Origin of the sequence: Aporhodopirellula sallentina SM41, assembly GCF_000346505.1 — a bacterium.
GTDB lineage: Bacteria > Planctomycetota > Planctomycetia > Pirellulales > Pirellulaceae > Rhodopirellula > Rhodopirellula sallentina.
In genome coordinates, this window is the sequence record NZ_ANOH01000035.1 from 1 (window position 1) to 1,564 (window position 1,564).

Here is a 1,564-nt window from a genome sequence, read left to right on the forward strand (position 1 = left end):
ACTGCAATCCAAATCTCCACACCGGCTTGGATTGCAATGATCGATACCGGATCTGAGTCGAGCCTGAGCCTGCTGATCCCCAGCGTGTCGCTGCTACAATGCGGCCGCATCTCTGTCGCCTGAACCTCCCCCGTCCTTTCGGCCATCGGCATGAAACCGCTCCGGCAGAACATCCGCAACCTTCTTTGTTGTGTGTTCACCATCACGCTTGCCTTCTTCGCAATCGCATCGCGTCCGCACAGTGGACATGCGGGAGACTGGCCGGAAATTCTCGGCCCCGATCGAAACGGTAAAGCCGTTAACGAGAAACTTCAGGCTTGGCAAAACACTCCGACCATACGGTGGAAAGTGAAGTGCGGAGCCGGATATGCGGGCGCCGCTGTCTCGAATAACAAAGTCTATCTATGGCACCGCGAAGGCAACGAAGAACGACTCGACTGCCTCAACTCAAACGACGGCACGAGAGTTTGGCAAGCTCGGTTTGAGGCCGTCTACCGCGGTGGCGTTGACGCCGATCGAGGCCCCCGCTGCGTTCCGTTGGTATCCGGAGATCGAGTCTTTGTATACGGAGCCGCAGGCGACCTGAGTGCAATCGCAACGAATGACGGATCGACTCTTTGGTCACGCCAACTGCGGAGCGAATACGATGCAGACGACGGCTACTTTGGCGCCGGCAGTTCTCCTCTCTTGATCGACAACGTTCTCATTACTCCTGTGGGCGGTAGCGACGCAGCGGGACTCGTTGGCGTCGACGCAACAACGGGTAAAACCCTCTGGAAAACGCTCGATCAGGAAGCCGCCTATGCCTCCCCAATTCGCGTCGAGATTGACAATCAGACTCGGGCCGTTGCGGTGCTGCGCCTGCAAACGGCGATCATCGATCCAGAGTCCGGCAAAGTCATCAACACGTTCGCATTCGGCAAAAGAGGCCCCACCGTTAACGCCGCCACACCGATCGAACACGAGGGCAAACTCTTGCTGACAGCCTCGTATGGGATTGGATGCCGGATGCTCGATTTGACGGCACGGTCGCTCAAAAACATCTGGGACACCAATGATGTTATCAGTAGCCAATATGTGACTCCTGTGCTCGTAGATCAGCAACTGTATGCGATCACGGGACGCGAAGACTTCGGCACAGGCGAACTGCGATGCGTCCGATGGTCCGACGGCGTGATTGCATGGAGTCGCCCTGATTTCGGCACCGCCCATCTTCTCGGAGTCAACAACAAGATCCTCGCCCAACATGTTGACGGACGACTGGAGTTAGTCGCCGCAGACCCTGACCAATTCCGATCGCTGGCGAATTTCGATCTCCCTCCGGGAACCTACCGTGCGTTTCCTGCACTCGCCGATGGCACGCTGTATTGCCGGCGAAACCTGTCCCCCACCGAATGCGAACTACTCGCGATCGACCTTGATTAGTATTCCGAGGCCGCTTGGTTTTTGGGTGGGCGGCAACGGATTTAGTGAAAGATCCTGCTGCACGAGGATCATTGACAAGCCCCTCTCCCCGAAAAGAGAGCTGACCTAAACTACGAGAGCGTTTGCAAGAATGACTTAG

The 1,564-nt window shown here is 56.7% G+C and carries 1 protein-coding gene; it reads left to right on the top strand.

Going from position 1 to position 1,564, the window contains the following annotated elements:
• Positions 1–150: 150 nt before the first annotated feature.
• On the top strand, positions 151–1,425 hold the full coding sequence (locus tag RSSM_RS01665; protein WP_008673811.1) for an outer membrane protein assembly factor BamB family protein: 1,275 nt from the start codon (positions 151–153) through the stop codon (positions 1,423–1,425).
• Positions 1,426–1,564: the final 139 nt, after the last annotated feature.

Coding starts and splice junctions, on each gene's coding strand:
- RSSM_RS01665 (WP_008673811.1), top strand. CDS start 151: ATGAAACCGCTCCGGCAGAACATCCGCAACCTTCTTTGTTGTGTGTTC.